Below are 16,483 nucleotides of genomic sequence, written 5' to 3' on the forward strand. Positions count from 1 at the left end.
TTTGCGGGCAACGGAGAAGAATGATGACCAAGGGTACGCATGATTATCAGCCGGATGCGCGCAACGCGGACATCAAGATCAGCATCAATGGCGAACTCCATCCGCGTGCCGAAGCCAAAGTGTCCGTCTTCGACAGCGGTTTCGTGTTGGGCGACGGCGTGTGGGAGGGCGTGCGGCTGCATGCCGGCGGCCTGCCGTTTCTCGACATGCACCTTGACCGGCTGTACCAGGGCGCCAAGGCGATTGATCTCGACATCGGCCTGACACGCACGCAGTTGACGGAGCGCCTGGTGCAGGTGCTGCGCGCGAATCACATGCGGGATCACGTGCACATCCGGCTGATGGTCACGCGCGGCGTCAAGGCAACGCCGCATCAGGACCCGCGCTTCACGATTTCATCCGCGACCGTGGTGATCATCCCGGAATACAAGGAACCGCTGCCGGCCACGGTGGAGCAGGGCATCCGCCTGTTCACCGTGCACGTGCGTCGCGGACCGCCGGATGTGCAGGATCCGAAGCTCAACAGCCATTCCAAGCTCAATGACATTCTTGCGTGCATCCAGGCCACCAAGGCGGGTTATGACGAAGCCCTGATGCTCGATCCGCACGGGTTCGTGGCGACCTGCAATTCGACGCATTTCTTCGTGGTGCGCAAGGGCGAGGTCTGGACTTCGAGCGGCAAGTATTGTCTGGGCGGCATCACGCGCGCCAATGTGCTGCGCTTGTGCCGTGAGCATGGCCTGACAGCGCATGAGAAAGATTTCAGCCTCACCGATGTGTATGGCGCCGACGAGGCTTTCGTCACCGGCACCTTTGCCGGCGTGGTGCCGGTCAAGGAGATTGACGGACGAATTATCGGCACGGGCACGCGCGGCGCGATGGTGGCGCGCCTGCAGCAACTTTATATGGCCTTGGTGACGGAGGAGAGTGCCCAGGGACCACGGGTATGAATGTGGCGCTGCGCATCGCCATGTGGTCCGGGCCGCGCAACATCTCCACGGCCATGATGCGCGCCTGGGAAAATCGCGGCGACACCGCGGTGACCGACGAACCGCTCTACGCCCATTACCTGCTCGATACCGACGTGCCGCATCCCGGCCGCGAGGAAGTGCTGGCGGCGCAAAGCAGTGACTGGCGTGCGGTCACGCGCACGCTCACCGGCCCGGTGCCCGAGGGCAAACCGGTCTGGTATCAGAAGCACATGAGCCAGCACGTGCTGGCCGACATGCCGCTTGCGTGGCTGGACGGTTTGCACAACTGCTTTCTGATTCGCGCGCCGGATGCGGTGGTTGCCTCGTTCACGCAGAATCGTCCGGATGCGGCACTCTGGGAACTCGGCTACGAGCAGCAGGCGCGCATCTTCGATTACGTCGCCGAACGATTTGGTGCGCCGCCGGTGCTGGATGCCGAGGATGTGCTGCGCGATCCCGAAGGCATGCTGCGCGTGCTGTGCGCGCGGCTCGGCGTGGGGTTTTCCGCGCGCATGCTGCACTGGCCAGCTGGCCCGCGCGCCAGCGACGGCGTGTGGGCAAAACACTGGTACGCAGCGGTGGAGTGCTCCACCGGTTTCGAGCCATACCGGCCGCGGGAGCCGAAGCTGACCGCTTTGCAGATGCAACTGGCGGAGCAATGCCGGCCGCACTATGCGCGCCTTCACCAGCATCGCATCATGGCCGCGAGTTAGACGCCGGCTTTCGCCGTGCCAATTCAGTAAAATAACGCGCTGTGTGTCTGGCCGTGAATCTCCGGCCCGGTGTTTTTCCATCCTGGAGCATGCATGTATCAGCCCGTTGAGTCCTCAGCTGCTACCCCGACATCTTTCGTGTTCGAGGGGGCGCCGCTCACGCTGAAGCCGCTGCGCGCCGCCATCAATGAGCTGTATCTGGCGGACGAAACCCGCTGCGTAGAGGCGCTGCTCACGCAGGCGCAATTAAATGCGTCCGCGCGCGAGCGCATCCGACAACGCGCTACGCAACTCGTGCAGGCGGTGCGCAAGAACCGCAAGCCCAAGGGTGGGGTAGAGGAATTCCTGCGCCAGTACGACCTGTCCTCGCAGGAAGGCATGGTGCTCATGTGCCTGGCGGAAGCGCTGCTGCGCATCCCGGATGCGGACACCGCCGACAAGCTCATCCGTGACAAGATTGTCACCGGCAAATGGCAAGAGCATCTGGGCGCGAGCCCTTCCACGTTCGTGAATGCCTCCACCTGGGGCCTGATGCTCACCGGCAAGATCATTGCGCTCGATCAGAGCGTCGAGAAAAACCTTTCCAAATACATGGCCATGCTCGTGGCACGCTTGGGCGAACCGGTGATTCGCACTGCGTTCCGCCAAGCCATGCGCATCATGGGTCACCAGTTCGTAATGGGCCGCACGATTGACGAGGCCCTGAAGCGCGCGCAGAACGAAGAGCACCGCCATTTCAGGCATTCATACGACATGCTGGGTGAAGCTGCGCTCACCGCCGCGGACGCGCAGCGTTACTTCGAGGATTACCGCCGCGCGATTGACGCCATCGGCGCCACGGTTGGGAAAGAGACCAGCGTATTCGCCGCGCCCAGCATTTCCGTGAAACTCTCCGCGCTGCACCCACGTTACGAGCTGGCGCAGCGTGCGCGCGTGATGCACGAACTCGCGCCAAAACTTCTGGCACTGGCGGAGTGCGCGAAGCAGTATGGCATGGGTTTGACGGTGGACGCGGAGGAATCCGAGCGGCTCGACATCTCGCTGGACATCATCGAGGCGGTGTACCGCGCGCCGAGCCTGCACGGCTGGGAGGGATTCGGCCTGGCAGTGCAGGCTTATCAGAAACGCACGCCGCGCGTGCTTGACTGGCTGATTGCGCTCGCCCGGGAAGGCCAGCGCCGCATCCCGTTGCGCCTGGTCAAGGGTGCCTATTGGGACAGCGAGATCAAGCGCGCCCAGGAGCGCGGTCTCGACGGCTATCCGGTGTTCACGCGCAAGCCGAATACGGATGTGTCCTATCTCGCGTGTGCGCGCAAGATGCTCGCGAACCGTAATACGATTTATCCGATGTTTGCCACCCATAATGCACAGACGCTGGCGAGCGTGTTGGAAATGGCAGGCGACAACCCCGAGTTCGAGTTCCAGCGCCTGCACGGCATGGGCGACGAGCTGTACGCGGAAGTGGTGGGCCAGGGCAAACTCAATGTCAATTGCCGCGTGTATGCGCCGGTCGGGAGCCACGAAGATTTGCTGCCATACCTTGTGCGCCGGCTACTGGAAAACGGCGCCAACACCTCGTTCGTGAACCGCATCATTGACGAAAAGGTGTCGCTGGAATCCATAGTGGCCGATCCGGTGACGGAGGTGGAAGCGCTCACGGTCAAGCCCCATCCGCGCATTCCGCTGCCGCGCGACATCTACGGCCCGCGGCGGTGCAATTCCCGTGGCCTGAATCTCGCGGACGTGGCGCTGCTGGACCGGCTGAGCGGCGAGATGCGCATAGCCATGCAGCAGGAGTGGAGCGCCGCGCCCATCGTGGGCGGCAAGGTGCTGGGCGGCAAGGAGAAGCCCTCGCTCAATCCGTCCGACAACCGCCAGAGCGTCGGCATCATCCACGCCGCGGACGCCGAAACCATCCGCAAGGCCGTGGATATTGCCGCGGGTGCGCAACCTGACTGGGACCTGACACCGGCCGGAGAACGCGCGCGCATTCTGCGCCGCGCGGCGGATCTTTTTGAGGAGCACACGGCCGAACTCATGGCGCTGTGCGTGCGCGAGGCGGGCAAGTCAATTCCCGATGCGGTTTCCGAGGTGCGCGAGGCGGTGGATTACCTGCGCTATTACGCGCTGCGCGCCGAAGAGGATTTCGGCAAGCCGCAGCGCCTGCCCGGACCCACGGGAGAATCCAATGAACTGTGGTTGCAGGGCCGCGGCGTGTTCGTATGCATCAGCCCGTGGAATTTTCCGCTCGCGATTTTTACCGGCCAGATGAGCGCGGCGCTCGCCGCCGGCAACGCGGTGCTGTCAAAACCCGCGGAACAGACCTCGCTGATCGGCGCCCAGGCCATACGCCTGCTGCATCAGGCCGGAGTGCCGGGCGAGGTGCTGCATTTCATTCCGGGCCGCGGCTCGGTGGTGGGCCAGCACGCGGTGGCCGATCCACGCATCGCGGGCGTGGCGTTCACCGGTTCGACCGCGACCGCCAAGGTCATTCACCAGACGCTTGCCAATCGCGATGGCCTCATTCCAGTTTTAATTGCCGAGACCGGCGGTCAGAACGCGATGCTTGTGGATTCCTCAGCGCTGCCCGAGCAGGTGGTGCTCGATGTCGTGGCCAGCGCCTTCAACAGCGCCGGTCAGCGTTGCTCGGCGTTGCGCGTGCTGTTCGTGCAGGAGGAAATCGCGGAGCGCGTCATCGAGGTACTTACCGGCTATCTCGACGAGCTGCGCATCGGTGATCCGGCGTTTCTCGATATCGACGTGGGGCCGGTGATTGACGCCGCAGCCAAAAAAGATCTGGACGCACACAAGCAGTGGATTGCGACGCAGGGCAAGGTCTTGCGGGAACTCGCGATTCCCGCCGCCTGCGCCCACGGCACCTATGTGGCGCCCATGGCGGTGGAACTGCCCTCGCTCGATATTCTCAAGCACGAAGTCTTCGGCCCGGTGCTGCATGTGATCCGCTTCAAGGCCTCAGAACTGGACGCGGTGATTGCGAGCATCAACCGCACCGGTTTCGGCCTGACCTTGGGCGTGCATTCGCGCATTGATTCCCAGGCGCAGTACATCCAGCGGCACATCCGCGTGGGCAACGTGTATATCAACCGCAACATCATCGGCGCGGTGGTGGGCGTGCAGCCCTTCGGCGGTCAGGGCCTGTCGGGTACCGGCCCCAAGGCGGGCGGTCCGCACTATATGCCGCGCTTTGCCACTGAGCGTACCGTGACCGTGAACACCGCCGCCGTGGGCGGCAATGCCACGTTGCTGTCGCTCGGTGACCAATAGGCTGACGCGCGACGGGGAGTGCATCGTCCGATGCGCGCCTTGAATGGCCCGTGACTTTTCAGGGTAGAGCGAGCTGAGGCGACGGCCTTCAGACTGTCTGCGGCGTCCGCCGCTTTGCCCGCGACCCTCTTGATTCATATACCATAGGGGGGTATGGTATATGGCATGCCGCATCCCAGCCATCAGTCCCAGCTGCCGCGCCTGAAACGCATCCACGGCCAAGTGGCCGGATTGGTGCGCATGGTGGAAGCCGACCGCTACTGCGCGGACATCCTCACACAGATGCGCGCGGTGCAGGCAGCACTGCGCAGCACCGAGCAGGAAATCCTCAAGAGCCACATCGAGCACTGCGTGGCGGGCGCCATCGAAGGCGGCGATGAAAGTGAACGCCAGGCGAAACTGGCCGAACTGTACGACCTCCTCAAGCGCTTCGGAGCGGCTTGAGCATCTTGCGACGCTGAGTTGCCAAGGGACTGGAACACCTGCACACGGAGCACCCCATGTCAGATCACGCTCACAGGCACAATCATACGCACCACGGTACGCACGACGATTCCGCGTGCTGCCACGGTTCCGGAATGCACGCGGCGCCCGCTGCGATGCCGGCGGGCACGACTGCAAAGTACACCTGTCCCATGCACCCGGAGGTAATTACGAATCGTCCCGGTGCCTGTCCGAAATGCGGTATGGCTCTGGAGCCGGTGATGCCAGCAGCGACTGCTAAACAGCTGTGGACCTGTCCGATGCACCCGGAAATCGTGCGCGACGCACCCGGCGTCTGTCCGATTTGCGGCATGGCGCTGGAGCCCATGATGCCCGCGCCCGCCGAGGAGGCCAATCCGGAATTGCGCAGCATGACCCGGCGCTTCTGGGTCGGCGTTGTGCTGACGGTGCCGCTGGTGATGGTCGCCATGCGCGCGTGGCTCTTGCGGCCGTTGCTGCCGCTGTTGCCGGCGTCCGCGTGGGGCATCCTGGAACTTGCGCTGGCAACGCCGGTAGTAATCTGGGGTGGCTGGCCGTTTTTCGTGCGTGCCTGGCATTCGCTCGTGAACCGCAGTCTCAACATGTACACGCTCATCGGTCTGGGCGTCGCGGTGGCTTATCTCTACAGCGTCATCACGCTCGCCTTTCCACAGATGTTTCCCGAGACCTTCCGCATGCCCGACGGCATGCTGCCGGTGTATTTCGAGACCGCGGCCGTGATCACGGTGCTGGTGCTGCTCGGTGAAGTGTTGCAGTTGCGTGCACGTCATTCGACCTCGGCGGCGATTCGTGCGCTGTTGAATCTGGCGCCGCCCGTAGCGCATCGCATCGCCGCCGACGGCAGTGAGCGGGATGTGCCGCTCGCCGGAGTTCACGTGGGCGACCGTCTGCGCGTGCGGCCAGGCGAAAAGCTTCCGGTGGACGGCGTGGTGGATGAAGGCGCGAGTGCCGTGGACGAGTCCATGGTGACCGGCGAGTCACTGCCGGTGGCCAAACGCGCAGGTGATGCGGTTACCGGTGGCACGCTCAACGGCACGGGCAGCCTGGTGATGCGCGCGCAGAAGGTGGGTGCGGATACACTGCTCGCGCGCATCGTGGCGCAGGTGAGCGCGGCGCAGCGCAGCCGTGCGCCGATTCAGTCGCTGGCCGACAAGGTGTCCGGCTGGTTTGTACCCGCGGTGGTGTTGATCGCGGTGCTGACTTTCATTGTCTGGTACTTCGCCGGACCGTCACCCGCCCTGGCGCATGCGCTGGTCAACGCGGTAGCGGTACTGATCATTGCCTGTCCCTGCGCCCTGGGACTCGCCACGCCGATCTCCATCGTCGTGGCCATGGGCAAGGGCGCACAGTCGGGCGTGCTGTTCCGCGATGCAGCGGCGCTCGAGCGCCTGCGTGAAGTGGACACCCTGTTGCTCGACAAGACTGGGACGCTGACGGAAGGCAAACCCAAAGTGGTGGCGGTGGAATCTACGGGTCAAATTGCGAAAGACGAGCTGCTGGCCTTGGCCGCGGCGCTGGAACAGGCCAGCGAACATCCGCTGGCCGCGGCAATCGTTACAGGCGCGCGGCAACGCGGGCTTTCCATCGGTAAAGCAGCGCACTTTGAATCCATCACCGGCCAGGGCGTGAAGGGCGAGGTCGCGGGCAAATCCGTAGCGCTCGGCAATGACAAGCTGGCGGCAGCGCTCAAGGCTGATGTGTCGGGGTTGGCCGGGGCCGCTGACGCCCAACGCCGGCAAGGCGCCACGGTCATGTATGTGCTGGTGGAGGGCGCGGGTGCGGGCTTTATCGCCGTGGCCGATCCGGTAAAACAGACTACGCCCGCGGCGCTTGCGGGATTGCACCGTGCGGGATTGCGGCTGGTGATGGTCACCGGCGACAACGAAACCACGGCGCGTGCCGTGGCGGCCGCGCTCGGCCTCGACGAAGTACTTGCCGGCGTATCTCCCGAAGGCAAGGCCGAGATCGTGCGGCGTCTGCGCGCTGAGGGCCGCACGGTCGCGATGACCGGCGACGGCGTGAACGACGCGCCGGCGCTGGCCACCGCCGACGTGGGCATTGCCATGGGCAGCGGCACGGATATTGCCATGGAAACCGCGGCGGTGACGCTGGTGAAGGGCGATTTGCGCGCCTTGCTGCGTGCACGCCGGTTGTCGCAGGCGACAGTACGCAACATTCGCGAGAATCTGCTGTGGGCGTTTCTCTACAACAGCGCAGGCGTGCCGATAGCCGCAGGCGTGTTGTATCCGTTCTTCGGCTGGCTGCTCTCGCCCATGATCGCGGCTGCCGCGATGTCCTTCAGTTCCGTCTCGGTGATTGTCAACGCCTTGCGCCTGCGTTACGCGAAGCTTTGAAGCCGGCCGGAGTAAAATGCACGCCGCAATTCATTTTCCGGAGGTGTAACAGTGTCCGTACCGCAACGCAAGCTCGGCCGGCAGGGGCTGGTGGTTTCGGCCCTGGGTCTGGGCTGCATGGGCATGTCGGATTTCTACACGGGCGGCAGCGAGGCGGAATCCATCGCCACTCTGCATCGGGCGCTGGACCTGGGCATCAATTTCTTCGATACGGCGGATATGTACGGCCCGTTTGCCAACGAACAACTGGTGGGCCGGGCCCTCAAGGGGCGGCGCGCGCAGGCGGTGATTGCCACCAAGTTCGGCATCGAGCGCAGCGCCGACGGGAAATCGCGGCGCATCAATGGACGTCCGGAATACGTGCGCGCCTGTTGCGATGCGTCCTTGCAGCGCCTGAACGCGGAATATATTGATCTTTATTACCAGCACCGCGTGGATGTGAATACGCCCATCGAGGAAACCGTGGGTGCCATGGCGGAGTTGGTCAAGGCCGGCAAGGTGCACCATCTGGGCCTGTCGGAAGCCGCGCCCGATACCATCCGGCGCGCGCACAAGGTGCATCCGCTGAGCGCGTTGCAGACGGAATACTCGCTGTGGACGCGCGATCCGGAAGACGAAGTTTTGCCGACCGTGCGCGAACTGGGCATCGACTTTGTGGCCTACAGCCCGCTGGGACGCGGGTTTTTGACCGGCCGCTTTCAGAAGCCGGAAGATCTGCCGAAAGACGACTGGCGGCGTAGCAACCCGCGGTTCCTGGACGGAAATTTTCAGAAAAATCTGGAGCTGGCGAGGCGCGTCCAGGAAATTGCCAACGAGCATCATGTCGCCGCTGCACAGATTGCACTTGCCTGGCTGCTGGCTCAGGGCAAAGACATCGTGCCGATTCCCGGTACCAAGCAGCGCAGGTATCTCGAGGAGAACGTGGGTGCCGTGCAGGTGAAACTCAGCCATAGCGATTTGCGGCACATGAGCGCGGCATTTCCGAAAAACAGCGCAGTCGGCGCACGCTATGCCGACATGAATCCCATCAGTCGTTGAAGCGAGACCGTGTCATGCAAGAGCTGCAATTGGTGATTGGCAACAAGAGCTATTCGTCCTGGTCCATGCGCGCGTGGCTGGCGCTCAAGCATACGCACGCAGTTTTTCAGGAGATCGTGGTGCCGCTGGACGTGCCCGGTTACAAGCAGAAGCTGCTGGCGTATGCGCCGACCGGGAAGGTGCCGGTGCTGAAAGCCGGCGCGTCGGCAATCTGGGATTCGCTGGCGATTTGCGAATACCTGGCCGAGCGTTTCCCCGAAGCACGGCTCTGGCCGCAGGACACGGCGGCGCGCGCGCACGCGCGCTCGGTCAGCGCCGAGATGCACTCCGGCTTTCCGGTGATCCGGCGTGAGTACCCGTTCAATTGCCGCGCCACCGACCGGCATGTGGCACGCACGCCGGAACTCGAATACGAGATCGGCAGGGTGCAGGCCCTGTGGAGCCAATGCCGGGAACGCTTTGGCACAGGCGGACCGTGGCTGTTCGGGAACTTCACGATTGCCGACTGCATGTATATCCCCGTGGCGCTGCGCTTCGTAACCTATGGGACCGGGCTTAAGGGGGCTGCTGCCGATTATGTGAAAGACGTTCAACAGCATCCGGCCGTACGTGAGTGGATCGCGGCTGCCAAGCTGGAGAAGGAAGTGATCGAAGCCGACGAAGTGGGGCGTGGCCGGTGAACATGGAGTCCGTGGGGCTTGAATTCCTGTCACAGGATGGCCTGTTGAGCCCAGACGAGTACCGGCTTCTGGCCGGTCCGGCCCTCAAGGCAGCGGCCCAGGTGGCCGCCGTCCGTGGCAATCAAGACCTGTTTCGCGACATGGCTTCCATGCTGGCTTTGCTGGCCACGGTAACCGCACTTACCCGCTGCTATCAGGCTGCCGGATCAGACACCCCGGTTTACCTGAGCAGGCTTGAATCGGTCCCCATCGCTGTATGCGCGCTCGTATTCACGCGCTCGGGACTGGCTCCGAGCGAGGTTAGGGACTGCCTGGCGGCTTTGCCGCGGGCCTACCAGATGCTGGTCGAGGCTGGGGTTTTGGTGCCAGAAGATGTCCACATGAAGCAGGCCTATGCTGCCCTTGTGGCCGGTGAGACCGAGCGCGCCGACCAGTTGCTGGCGCAGGTTGGTCACGCTATAACCAATACGGTGGACCGCTGGGAGGAACAGCGCCCCAGAATGGCGACCCTGGGTTGATTCGTACCGGAACCTGCGTAAACTGTAATTATATACAGTACTCAGGCGTCACTGCATGCGCGAGCTTACGGCCAGACAGAGGAACGTTCTCAATGTTATTCAAGAGGTTATAAACAATACCGGAGTCCCACCCACGCGCGCCGAAATTGCCCGTACTCTGGGGTTCCGGTCCGCAAATGCGGCCGAAGAGCATCTGCGGGCGCTGGCGCGAAAGGGTATTATTGAGTTACTGCCCGGCGCTGCCCGGGGAATCCGAATTACCGATCCTCCCGGTCTCCCGGTAGTCGGCCGGGTAGCGGCGGGCAGGCCTTTATTGGCCCAGGAGCACATCGAGGCGCGCTTTCGCTTCGATCCACGCCTGTTCCATCCCCAACCACATTATTTGCTGCGGGTGCGCGGTATGAGCATGCGCGACGCCGGGATTCTCGATGGCGATCTGATTGCAGTGTGTCGCTCGCCCGAGGTGCGTAATGGCCAGATTGTGGTGGCGCGCCTGGGCGATGAAGTAACGGTCAAGCGCTACCGGCTCAAAGGCTCCCAAGTCTGGCTGCTGCCTGAAAATCCCGATTTTCAGCCCATCGTGGTGGAAGCCAGCAGTGCAGAGTTGACGCTGGAAGGCGTGGTCGTGGGGGTGATTCGCAACGCATTTTCCGCCGCCGGGCCGGCGTGAGGCTGGACCAGCCAATAAGAAAAGGCGCGGAACGATGTCCGCGCCTTTTTGCATAAAACAGCCAGAAATCAGCTTTCCGGCCGTTTTCCCAGCGTAGCCTGTGGGCTTAGTGGGTCTTGGCTTCCGGAGCCTTGGTCTCTTCCTTCTTCGCAGCCTTGTGGTGGGCTTTCTTCTTCGTCCACTTCTTGTGATGTTCCATCATCTTGTGGTTCATTTCGTGCTTGACCGCTTCCTTCTTCGCCGGGGCGGTGCTGGCAGCCGGAGCCTGGGCCAGGGTCGCACCCGCAAACGCGAACAGCGCAGCGGCAATCAGACCAACCAATACCTGACGTTTCATCTCGAGTACTCCATAACAAGTTGATGTTGTAAAACAGCGATGACTTCGGGCCGGCCGTTTGGATTCGACCTCCCCGCATCCACAACGCGGCGTAGCCACCTGCGTTGACGGAAACCCGGCATCGTCATTCCCTGCCAAATGCTGTGCCATCCATTCCGGACAGGCTACCACCCCGGGGGTCCGGGCCGCCTGTCAAAAGGCAGCGAATTCTATCCTGCCCTGACCCAGGGAACCAGTGCCGCTGATAGCCCCCCGTAGGGGCTGATCGGCACCCACGTGGCGCCCCGGAGCGACTGGCATAATGTGCGCTATGAGGAAGCTCACCGTCTCGGACCTGCACTTGGGCATGTACGTGACCGCACTCGACCGGCCCTGGCTGGAGAGTCCTTTCTCATTTCAGGGATTTTTGCTGGAGACCCAGGAGCAACTGGACACGCTGCAGAAAACCTGCGCATTCGTGTACATAGACGAGGCCAAGGCGCAGTCCGCCGCGGCCCAGAGTTTCCGCCGGCCTGCCGTCAGCGGCCCCTCGAAAATGCAGGCGGAATTGATGGTCAGAATGCCTGCTGACTTGGCCAGAATCGCCTGGCGCAGGCACGAGGGCTTCCGACACGACATGCGCAAGGGGCTGGTCACACGCAGTACCCTGTCCAGTCATGTGCAACAACTGTTGAGCGAGGTGCGTATCGGACACGGCGCGGATGTACGCGAAACCCGCGCCCTGACCATGGAACTCGTCGACGCAGCCACGGCCAACCCGGCTGCGGCCCTGTGGCTTACCAACCTCGAGACCAAACATGAATATACGGTTTCGCATTGTCTGAACACCTGCATCCTGGCCATCGTGTTCGGCGTGCACTTGGGGTTGTCCAAAGATTCCATCATTGAACTGGCTCTGGGCGCGCTGCTGCATGACATCGGCAAGATGCGTACGCCAGTCTCGATTCTGGACAAGCCCAGCCTGCTCAGTGCAGACGAATTCGACGTGGTGAAGAAGCACCCCGTGGACGGGTACAACATCCTGCGCAAGCACAAGGAGTTGTCGGAGAAGTGTCTCGAAATCGTGCAGCTGCATCACGAGCGCATCGGCGGACAGGGTTATCCCTTCGGACTCAAAGGCGAGAAGGTTCCGGTGCACGTGCGCATCGTGGCGATTGCCGACGTGTACGACGAAATCACCAGCAACCGCGTATATCACGAGGGTGTCCCCGCGCACACCGGCCTCAATATGATGTTCAATTGGGGGCCACGCGATTTCGGCGATGATCTGATGCAGGAGTTCATCCGTTGCATCGGCATTTATCCCATCGGTAGCGTGGTGGAGTTGGACAAAGGCATTCTGGGTATCGTCATGTCGACCAATCCCGGGAGCCGTTTGCGCCCGGTCGTGATGCTCATCCGGGATGCGGATGGCAAGCCTTACGAGCGGCGCCCATTGGTAAACCTCGCGGCGACTGAGACCGAGGACGGTGAGCCGAAATGGTCCATCAAACGGGTGGTGGATGCGCGCGAGTTCGGCATTGATCTCGGACGGATAATCGAGCTGGAGACGCGCATCTGACGCGCGGGCGCCTGCTTGAGATTGCGCATGGCGTGAGGCTGCCGGAAGCTGAATTGGAGTTCCGCTTTGTGCGCGCATCCGGACCCGGGGGTCAGAACGTCAACAAAGTCGCGACCGCAGTCGAGTTGCGTTTCAATATCATGCGCAGCAAGGCACTGCCGGAACCGGTGCGCGAGCGGCTGCTGCAGTTGGCAGGTCGCCGGGTAAATTCCGCAGGTGAGCTCAGCCTGTTTGCACAGCGTTTCCGCTCGCAGGAACGCAATCGCGCGGATGCCCTGGAGCGGCTGCAGACGCTGATCCGGCAGGCAGCGGAAATTCCCAAACCGCGGCGGCGCAGCCAACCCACGCATGCGTCACGCAAGCGGCGGCTTGAGCACAAGCACCGGCAGGGCGATAAGAAGCGGCTGCGGCGTTCGCCGCCGGCCGATTGAAGCGCAAAAAAAGATGCCGACGGGAGGCCGGCATCTTTGAGTGATACGCGCAGCAGTGGGCCGCCTAGAAAATCATTTCCTCGGCGCCCTGGCCGGAGCCCTTGCGGGTCTCGACGCCGCGGGATCCCAGATCCTTGATCCGGTCGGCGACGCGTTGTGCAGCTTCCGAACCCTGTCCGCAGATCACCGCGAGCCACAGGATTACGAGGCTGAAGATCACCAGGATCCACATGCCAGTGAAGAAACCGAACAAGTTGATGCCGCCCATGTCACCGCCCGGGCCGAACCAGCTGATCAGCCACATGCCGATGAAATACGGCAGCAGCCACCAGGCCTGTTGCCAGCCGAGCTGCGCCAGAGGCCGGCGTTTGATGAAGTACCAGATGAGGTAAACGATGACGTATACGGCCACCAGACTGAACAGGATTTTCACCGTTTCATATCCGGTCCAGTAGATGATCCAATTGGAAAAGATGAAGGCGATGGTCGAGACCACAGTGGCGCCGCGCAGGCAGAAAGGGCGCTGGAAACCCGGCAGCGTGCGACGCAAGTGCAGCAGGATGATCGGACCGATGCAGTAGGAGAGCACGGTGATCAGCGAGACTGCCGCCACCAGTTTTTGCCACGATGGGAACGGGAAAAAGAAAATCACGCCCACGACCCAGGTGACGATCAAGCCGATCCAGGGCACGCCCTGCTGGTTGAGTTTGACCACCTGTTTGGGCGCGTTGCCCATTTCGCCCGCCGCCATGATGATGCGCGGACTGGCCGTGACGTAAATGAATCCCGTGCCCATGGGTGACACGAAGGCATCGATGTACAGGATCACCGCCCACCAGAACGCTCCCACCGCGACCGCAATCGCCGCCAGCGGTCCAAACATGCCGGTGAACTGCAGATGCTCCCAACCGCCGGCAATGTCCGACGGCTTGAGCGCAATGATGAATGACAGTTGCAGGCCGATGTAGATCAGCATCGAAATGATGACCGAGCCGATCAATGCGATGGGAATGTATTTTCCTGGATGGCGGGTTTCACCCGCCAATGCGATGGCCTGTTGAAAACCGAGGAAACTGAAAATGATGCCGGCGGTGGCGACCGCCGTGAAAATGCCGCTGATGGGAGTACTGCCGGCGTGCGCCGTCAGATTGCCGGGATGAAACGAGTAGGCCATGAGAATGCCGATGGTCGCGAGCGGAACTGCCACTTTCCACCAGGTCGCCACGCTGTTGATGGCCACCACGATGCGGATCGCAAGGAAGTTGAGCGCCACCACGAAGGCCAGCAGGATGATCGAGATAACCGTGCCGAGATGGGTGAGGATGCCGGTGGTCGGGACGATCAATCCGGGAATGTAATTGTTGGCATAGGTGACGACCGAGGTGACTTCCACCGGCGGTACCGACACGAAGGCCAGGAACAGGATCCAGGTCCAGACCTTGCCCACCAAATCACCATGGCTGACGTGGGTCATGTGCACGAGAGCGCCGGAATTTGGAAACATGGTGGAGAGTTCGGCAAACACGAAGGCCAGGAACAGCACTGCGATCGCACCGATTACCCAGGAAAATCCGCTCCACACTCCGGCTTGCAGGGCGGCATGCAGTGGTCCGAACAGCCAGCCGGAGCCGATCATGGCGCCCAGGCTGGCATACAAGAGCCCGATTACACCGGCATCACGTCTGAGTTTGGTCGGTCCGGCCATGTGGATACTCCAGTGTTGGTGTAGCGAACTGCGTGTCGGAAAGGATGGCGGATATTAGACGACCCGGCGCGCCGTAACAACCTCGCTCACTACTGCAACCGATGGTGTTTGCCATCCGGGTCGTCGCTGTGCTTGACAACGAGGGCGGAGGAGGCCGCATGCGCACCACCCAGGATGGTAATGCCTTGCGGATTGTCGAGCTGCACCGATTCCACCTGCCGGCCGATGAGCTGGGCGCGGCCTTTCCAGCGGTCGGCCCCGGACTCGCTGAATTCAAATACGTACAGCCGCCGCCAGGTCAGATTGCCGCTGGGCGCGCGCGCCAGGCGCAGGCGCGCCAGGGCCACGGTTTCGTCCAGAAACTGCAGGTGCATATCCTGGCAGATGCGCGTGCAGGCCGCGGTCATGCTTTCGCGGGCGCGCAGGCTGTCACTCCAGAACCAGGCGATGGCTGCAAGTGTGATGAGCACCAGCAGTCCCAGCAGTGTGCTGACGTCCAGGTACATGTGTAGGTTATGCCTGCTCGAGGCAGACCTGATTGCGGCCGGTCTGCTTGGCCTTGTACAGCGCCCGGTCTGCACTCATCAACACTTTCCATGGATCGCGGCGCGAGTTGGCGCACTCCGCGGCGCCGATGCTCACGGTCACCCGCAACACCGCGGCCATGTCGGCCGGCGTGTCCTGTGCGGCGCCATTTCTGCGCTCGCGACGACGTGGGCTGAATCCCGACGTCGCAAGATCCGCACGCAGCGCTTCCAGTGCAGCAGCGGCTTCATTGAGCGTGCCGTTGGGGAACACCAGGGTGAATTCCTCGCCGCCGTAGCGGAAGGCTCTGCAGCCGCTGGTGGTTTTCTGCAGGCGTGAAGCCACCAAGCGCAACACCTGGTCACCGACATCGTGACCGTAAGTGTCATTGAAACGCTTGAAGTGGTCCACGTCCAGCATGGCGATGACGTAGCGGTTCCCGAGTTGGCGCAACTGCTCCTCGAGTGCGCGGCGTCCGGGCAGGCCCGTGAGTTCATCTTCATAGGCCATGCTCCACGATTCGAGCACGATCGCGATACCCAATGCGACACCCGCGGCGGCGGCGAATGCGGCCACGACCCCCGGTGTGCGCGTGTGCAACATGGCCGCCGCAGCCACCAGCGAGAAAAAGAACGCCGCAAGTTCCGGGCTGTGGCGGCGGATCAGACGGTCGTTGATCCACAGCAAGCCGAGTGCCAGCAACAGCAGTCCCGGCTGACTGATGGCGGTCGCCGCCAGTGCCGGCCAATGCACGAATTCCACGAACAGGGCCGCGGCGATTACACGCGCGCCGATGCCCGCACATGCCGCTACGCACAGAATCTCGACGATCAGCAAGCCAAATGGCCACGCGCCGCGGCGCGTGAAAATCCCGCGTTCCGCGAGCGCCTGCATCCACACGAGATTGAGGGGCAGCAGCAGGCAAAGCCCGCCGGCGAGAATCTGGCGGTGCAGGCCGACCTGCATGCCACTCGCCAACAGCAATCCGCCGTAGGCCACGAGCAGCGACAACAATGCAAAAAAAATGCGCTGCCGGTTGAACTGGATGCTCAGCGCGAGCGCCGCGAGCAGGATGCAGAGCGCCACGAGCTCTAGTGCGAGGATGCCGCTGGCCGGAAACCGGGTGATGAAAAGGCTGAGCAGCGCGGCTGCGATCAACAGGATGATTTCCGGCAGCAGACTATACACCACGCCGATGAAGATTTTCATTGG

General features: G+C 62.6%; 15 protein-coding genes. 11 read left to right on the top strand and 4 right to left on the bottom strand.

Annotation, left to right across the window (positions count from 1 at the left end):
- The first annotated feature begins 23 nt into the window (after nucleotides 1-23).
- From VJR90_03810 to lexA, 9 genes are all read left to right on the top strand, one after another.
- Nucleotides 24-950 carry an aminotransferase class IV gene (locus VJR90_03810; protein ID HKV96603.1) on the top strand — a complete coding sequence of 309 codons (927 nt, stop codon included), beginning with the start codon at nucleotides 24-26 and terminating at the stop codon, nucleotides 948-950.
- Entirely contained in the window at nucleotides 947-1,684 is a 738-nt protein-coding gene (locus VJR90_03815; GenBank protein HKV96604.1) for an HAD family hydrolase, read from the top strand. Before VJR90_03810 ends, VJR90_03815 begins: the two co-directional genes overlap by 4 nt.
- Before the next feature lie 93 nt (nucleotides 1,685-1,777).
- On the top strand, nucleotides 1,778-4,969 hold the full coding sequence (gene putA, locus VJR90_03820; GenBank protein HKV96605.1) for a bifunctional proline dehydrogenase/L-glutamate gamma-semialdehyde dehydrogenase PutA: 3,192 nt from the start codon (nucleotides 1,778-1,780) through the stop codon (nucleotides 4,967-4,969).
- A 165-nt stretch (nucleotides 4,970-5,134) separates the two neighbouring features.
- Nucleotides 5,135-5,413 carry a metal-sensitive transcriptional regulator gene (locus VJR90_03825; protein HKV96606.1) on the top strand — a complete coding sequence of 93 codons (279 nt, stop codon included), beginning with the start codon at nucleotides 5,135-5,137 and terminating at the stop codon, nucleotides 5,411-5,413.
- A 134-nt stretch (nucleotides 5,414-5,547) separates the two neighbouring features.
- A complete protein-coding gene (locus VJR90_03830) occupies nucleotides 5,548-7,806 on the top strand; it encodes a copper-translocating P-type ATPase (protein ID HKV96607.1) in 2,259 nt (752 codons plus the stop codon).
- 51 nt (nucleotides 7,807-7,857) lie between these two features.
- Entirely contained in the window at nucleotides 7,858-8,844 is a 987-nt protein-coding gene (locus tag VJR90_03835; protein ID HKV96608.1) for an aldo/keto reductase, read from the top strand.
- A gap of 14 nt (nucleotides 8,845-8,858) precedes the next feature.
- Complete coding sequence (locus VJR90_03840; protein ID HKV96609.1) at nucleotides 8,859-9,524, top strand: glutathione S-transferase family protein; 666 nt, start codon at nucleotides 8,859-8,861, stop codon at nucleotides 9,522-9,524.
- Nucleotides 9,521-10,042, top strand: coding sequence for a hypothetical protein (locus VJR90_03845; protein ID HKV96610.1), 522 nt, complete (start codon nucleotides 9,521-9,523; stop codon nucleotides 10,040-10,042). Before VJR90_03840 ends, VJR90_03845 begins: the two co-directional genes overlap by 4 nt.
- Nucleotides 10,043-10,097: 55 nt before the next feature.
- A complete protein-coding gene (lexA, locus tag VJR90_03850) occupies nucleotides 10,098-10,712 on the top strand; it encodes a transcriptional repressor LexA (GenBank protein HKV96611.1) in 615 nt (204 codons plus the stop codon).
- Nucleotides 10,713-10,818: 106 nt separating this feature from the next.
- On the opposite strand, the gene VJR90_03855 is transcribed toward lexA, so the two are convergent.
- A complete protein-coding gene (locus VJR90_03855; protein ID HKV96612.1) occupies nucleotides 10,819-11,049 on the bottom strand; it encodes a hypothetical protein in 231 nt (76 codons plus the stop codon).
- A gap of 310 nt (nucleotides 11,050-11,359) precedes the next feature.
- Between VJR90_03855 and VJR90_03860 the strand changes: the two genes are divergently transcribed.
- Nucleotides 11,360-12,610 (top strand): HD-GYP domain-containing protein, encoded by a 1,251-nt coding sequence (locus VJR90_03860; protein ID HKV96613.1) that lies wholly within the window; start codon nucleotides 11,360-11,362, stop codon nucleotides 12,608-12,610.
- 11 nt (nucleotides 12,611-12,621) lie between these two features.
- On the top strand, nucleotides 12,622-13,041 hold the full coding sequence (gene arfB, locus VJR90_03865; GenBank protein HKV96614.1) for an alternative ribosome rescue aminoacyl-tRNA hydrolase ArfB: 420 nt from the start codon (nucleotides 12,622-12,624) through the stop codon (nucleotides 13,039-13,041).
- Between the two features lie 64 nt (nucleotides 13,042-13,105).
- Here arfB and VJR90_03870 read toward each other — a convergent pair whose 3' ends face one another.
- The 3 genes from VJR90_03870 to VJR90_03880 all read right to left on the bottom strand — a co-directional run bounded on the left by VJR90_03870 (nucleotide 13,106) and on the right by VJR90_03880 (nucleotide 16,480).
- Entirely contained in the window at nucleotides 13,106-14,746 is a 1,641-nt protein-coding gene (locus VJR90_03870; protein ID HKV96615.1) for an APC family permease, read from the bottom strand.
- Nucleotides 14,747-14,835: 89 nt separating this feature from the next.
- Nucleotides 14,836-15,252 (bottom strand): DUF3301 domain-containing protein, encoded by a 417-nt coding sequence (locus tag VJR90_03875; protein ID HKV96616.1) that lies wholly within the window; start codon nucleotides 15,250-15,252, stop codon nucleotides 14,836-14,838.
- Nucleotides 15,253-15,259: 7 nt separating this feature from the next.
- Complete coding sequence (locus VJR90_03880) at nucleotides 15,260-16,480, bottom strand: GGDEF domain-containing protein (GenBank protein HKV96617.1); 1,221 nt, start codon at nucleotides 16,478-16,480, stop codon at nucleotides 15,260-15,262.
- Nucleotides 16,481-16,483: the final 3 nt, after the last annotated feature.

The organism is Gammaproteobacteria bacterium, from assembly GCA_035279405.1.
Taxonomy (GTDB): domain Bacteria; phylum Pseudomonadota; class Gammaproteobacteria; order Natronospirales; family REEB76; genus REEB76.

Bases quoted from the DNA above. Each gene is read 5' to 3' on its own strand.
- VJR90_03825 (HKV96606.1), top strand. From the start codon at position 5,135: ATGCCGCATCCCAGCCATCAGTCCCAGCTGCCGCGCCTGAAACGCATC.
- VJR90_03855 (HKV96612.1), bottom strand. From the start codon at position 11,049: ATGAAACGTCAGGTATTGGTTGGTCTGATTGCCGCTGCGCTGTTCGCG.
- VJR90_03840 (HKV96609.1), top strand. From the start codon at position 8,859: ATGCAAGAGCTGCAATTGGTGATTGGCAACAAGAGCTATTCGTCCTGG.
- putA (HKV96605.1), top strand. From the start codon at position 1,778: ATGTATCAGCCCGTTGAGTCCTCAGCTGCTACCCCGACATCTTTCGTG.
- lexA (HKV96611.1), top strand. From the start codon at position 10,098: ATGCGCGAGCTTACGGCCAGACAGAGGAACGTTCTCAATGTTATTCAA.
- VJR90_03815 (HKV96604.1), top strand. From the start codon at position 947: ATGAATGTGGCGCTGCGCATCGCCATGTGGTCCGGGCCGCGCAACATC.
- VJR90_03830 (HKV96607.1), top strand. From the start codon at position 5,548: ATGCACGCGGCGCCCGCTGCGATGCCGGCGGGCACGACTGCAAAGTAC.
- VJR90_03870 (HKV96615.1), bottom strand. From the start codon at position 14,746: ATGGCCGGACCGACCAAACTCAGACGTGATGCCGGTGTAATCGGGCTC.
- VJR90_03875 (HKV96616.1), bottom strand. From the start codon at position 15,252: ATGTACCTGGACGTCAGCACACTGCTGGGACTGCTGGTGCTCATCACA.
- VJR90_03810 (HKV96603.1), top strand. From the start codon at position 24: ATGACCAAGGGTACGCATGATTATCAGCCGGATGCGCGCAACGCGGAC.
- VJR90_03880 (HKV96617.1), bottom strand. From the start codon at position 16,480: ATGAAAATCTTCATCGGCGTGGTGTATAGTCTGCTGCCGGAAATCATC.
- VJR90_03860 (HKV96613.1), top strand. From the start codon at position 11,360: ATGAGGAAGCTCACCGTCTCGGACCTGCACTTGGGCATGTACGTGACC.